At 78.2% G+C, this 3,471-nt stretch carries 4 protein-coding genes; all 4 read right to left on the bottom strand.

Translation table 11 applies throughout. From position 1 onward, the window contains the following. Positions 1-796: Hpt domain-containing protein (locus tag MNZ29_RS23735; protein WP_242357042.1), on the bottom strand; the 796-nt coding region annotated here is incomplete at its 3' end. 3 nt (positions 797-799) lie between these two features. Next, positions 800-2,434, bottom strand: a complete 1,635-nt coding sequence (locus MNZ29_RS23730) for a methyl-accepting chemotaxis protein (protein WP_242341538.1) — start codon at positions 2,432-2,434, stop codon at positions 800-802. Further along, entirely contained in the window at positions 2,431-2,949 is a 519-nt protein-coding gene (locus MNZ29_RS23725) for a chemotaxis protein CheW (protein ID WP_242341539.1), read from the bottom strand. The genes MNZ29_RS23730 and MNZ29_RS23725 overlap by 4 nt, the downstream gene beginning before the upstream one ends. Before the next feature lie 38 nt (positions 2,950-2,987). Continuing rightward, a partial coding sequence (locus MNZ29_RS23720; protein ID WP_242357040.1) for a tetratricopeptide repeat protein occupies positions 2,988-3,471 on the bottom strand: 484 nt, incomplete at its 5' end.

The following is a 3,471-nucleotide window of genomic DNA, read 5'->3' as shown; positions in this document are numbered from 1 at the left end:
CCTCCACGGCGGCGCGCCCGCGCTGGACGGCCGCCGCGCGCACCAGGATCGGCCGGGCGGCGCGCAGGGCCCTGCGGAGCCTCCGCACCTCCCGGGCGAGCTCGTCCGCGCGCGTCGCGCGCGCCTCGGCCTGGGTGGCGGAATCGAGCAGCGCTCCGCCCGCGACCGCGATGGCGTCGAGTCGCTCGGGGGCGAGGCGCAGGGAGCCGGCCCGGCGCGGCCGAGCGGCGTCGGAGGGCGGGGGAGGCGCGGGAGCGGTCGTGGGTGGGGTGGAGGGCGGGGGCGACGGAGCCGGCGTCGAGGTCGAGGTCGGGGTCGGGATCGGGGTCGGGCTCGGGCTCGGGGTCGGGGTCGGGGCTGGGGTCGCGATCGCGGCTGGGCTCGGCTCACCCTCCGTCCTCTCCCGCAGCAGCTCCCGCGCCCGGGCGAACGGGGCCTCCTCGATCTCCGTGAGCGGCGCCTCGGCGAGCCGCTTCTGGGCCTCGGCGAGCGCGTCCACCGCGGCGAGCAGCGCGGCGAAGTCCTCCGGCCCGAGCGGGCGCCCCTGATCGCGCGCCGCGCCGAGCAGCGACTCCATCGAGTGGCAGGTCGCCTCGATCGGGCCCGCGCCGGCGGCGCGGGCGGACCCCTTGAGCCCGTGCGCGGCGCGGAACACGTCGGCGAGGAGGGTGTCGCGCGGCGGCCCGGGCTCCGCCTTCTCCAGCGCGACGAGCCCCTCCTCGAGCACGGGGACCTGCTCCGCGAGGTCGGTCGCGAGCGCGCCGCGCAACGACTCGAGCAGGGCGTCGCGGTCCATGCGTCACCGCGACGTGGTGACGAGGAGCTGGCGGAGCCGCTCGCCGAGCGCGGTGAGATCGCGGACGGCGAGCTCCGACTGCTTCGTCGACGTGACGTACTGGCTCGCGACGTTGCTGATGTCGCGGACCGCCTGCGTGATCTGGCCGATCCCGGTCGCCTGCTGCGCGGTCGAGTCCGCGATCTCCTGGACCGCCCCCGAGAGCCGCGCGCCGAGCTCGGCGAGGTCGCGGATCACGGCGCCCGCGTGCTGCGCGGCCCGCACCGCCGCCTCGAGGCTCCGCGTGCTCTCCTCGGTGGAGAGCACGGAGCGGTTCGCGCGCTTCTGCACGTCCCCGAGCACCTGGCGCGCCTCCGCGGTCGCCCGCCGCGACTGCTCGGCGAGCGACTTCACCTCGGCGGCCACCACCGAGAACCCCTTGCCGTGCTCGCCCGCGCGCGTCGCCTCGATCGCCGCGTTCAGCGCGAGCACGTTCGTCTGCTCCGCCAGATCGTCGATGAGGCCGGTGATGTCGCCGACCGCGTTGGCCTGCTCCGCCAGCTCCAGGATGCTCCGAGCCACGCCGTCGGCCTGCTCCTTCGCGCGGCCGATCACGTCCACGGCCTCGTCCACCGCGCCGTGGCCCGTGCGAGACAGCTCGTCGGAGTGGCGCGCGATGTCGGCGGCCTCGCGGGCGCGGTCGGCCGCCCGCTCCGAGGAGCGCGCGACCTCGTCGAGGGAGGTCATCGTCTCCGAGACCGCCGCGAGCTGCTGCTGCGCGCCGGAGGTCTGCTGCGCCGTGCTGGCGAGGATCTCGTTCGCCGCGGTGGCGAGCCGCGCGGCGGTCTCGCCGACCGCGCGGAACATCTCCTCGAGCTTCGCGCGCGCGTCGCGCTCCAGCGCGAAGTTGCGGCGCAGCTTCTGGGTCATGTCCTCGAAGGCCCGGCCGAGGAGCGAGAGCTCGTCGCCGCCCCCCACCGCGATCGCCACGCCTTCCTCGCCCGCCGCCACGCGCTGCGCCGCGGAGGAGAGCGTCGCGATGCGCTGCGCCACCCTCCGCGCCGCGAGCACGGTGGCGGCGACCCCGGCGAGGAGGAGCGCGAAGAGGAGGAACGCCCAGCGCTGGCGCGCCTCGACCGAGCCCGCGAGCTGCCCCTGCGCCGAGCGCATCCAGCGCTCGAGCTCGGAGGCGGCGTCGAGCGTCCTCCGATCCAGCGCGTCGAGCTCGCCGGGCGCGGCGGGGCCTCCCGAGGCGAGCCGCAGGAGGATGGGCCGGACGCCCTCGCGCCAGGCCCGCTCGGGCGCGTCGAGCGCGGCGAGCAGCCCGGGGTCGTCGAGGGCGTCCACCCCGGCGGCGCGGTCCCCGCGGCGGAGCGCCTCGAACCACCTGTCCAGCGCCTGGACGCGCTCCTCGATGCGGGAGCGCAGCGCGGGCGTGTCCTCGGCGCGCGCCGCGGCGCGGAGGTGGGCGAGGGCCACGAGCTGCGCGTAGTGCACCGTGCCGTTCGACATCTCGTGCAGGAGCGCGCCGTCGGACCCGACGCGCCGGACGATCTGGACGCTGCTCCACAGGGCGAACGCGGCGAGGAGGAAGAGCACGAGGCCGAGGCCCGACAGCCGGAACGTGAGCGAGCGGTGGAAGGGCAGGTCGCGCGTCACGGGCCGTCGCCTCCGGGGCCCGGCGGCGCGTCGCCGAGGAGCGCGGCGCCGTCGAGGACCACCCGCGCCGCTCCCGTCGTGCCGAGCAGCGGCGGCGCCGCCTCGTGCAGCTCCGCGCGCGCGATGCGCAGGACGTCGATCACGTCCGCGGCGAGCGCGAGCTCCGGCGCGCGCCGGCCGAGCACGATCGCCCAGCGCCGGGGCGCCGCGGCGGCGCCGCCGCCGAGGAGCGCGGGGGCGTCCACGAGCGGGCAGGGACGCCCGTCCACGGACATGACGCCGACGACGTCGGCGGCCGCCCCCGGCACTCGCGCCACCGCGCCGACGCGCTCGACGCGCAGCACCGCGCCGAGGGTCACGGCGTAGCGCTCGGGCCCTGCCTCGAACGCCACCACGTCGAGCCGCTCCCCTTCGGCCAGGGGAGGGGCAGGCGGCACCGCGAGGGCGCGGGCGCGCTCCGCGAGCACGCCGGCCGCGCGCCGCTCCTCGCCCTCCTCGGTTCGGTCCCGGGGCACGTGTCGACTCGCCTCCTCCCTCCACGTTCAACGTAGCGTCAGGGGAGCGGGGGGCCATCCCCCACGAGGCGCGACAGGTGGAACCGCGCCGCCTCGCGCAGCGCACCGGCGGTCATCCCATGCGACAGCGCCAGGGGCGTCCCGGGCGGCACCCGCGCCGCGAGCGCCGCCGCCGTCCGGAACGCACCGGCGGCGCCGCGGAGGTCGCCGCGGCGGATGCGCAGGAGCGCGGTGAAGAAGTGGACGAACGGCTGCCCGCGGGCGAGGTACCGCGCGCGCCGGCACGCTTCCTCGGCGTCCTCGAGGCGGCCGAGCTCGGTCAGCACGACGGAGCGCTCGAAGTGCGCGTCCGGATCGAGCGGCCGCCGGCGGACGGCGTCGTCGACCGCGGCGAGCGCCTCCGGCAGGCGCGCGGCGTCGACGAGCAGGTGCGCGGCGGCGAGGTCGGGATCGGCGGGGAGCACCGCGGGTGGGAGGCCGGGCTCGGGCGGGGGCCGGCGAGGGCGCTCCGCGGCGGCCGTC

This window comes from Anaeromyxobacter sp. SG64, assembly GCF_022690745.1.
In the GTDB taxonomy this organism is placed as follows: Bacteria; Myxococcota; Myxococcia; order Myxococcales; family Anaeromyxobacteraceae; genus Anaeromyxobacter; species Anaeromyxobacter soli.
The sequence above is the reverse complement of the archived record's forward strand: the minus strand, read 5'-3'. Positions and strand labels throughout refer to the sequence as shown.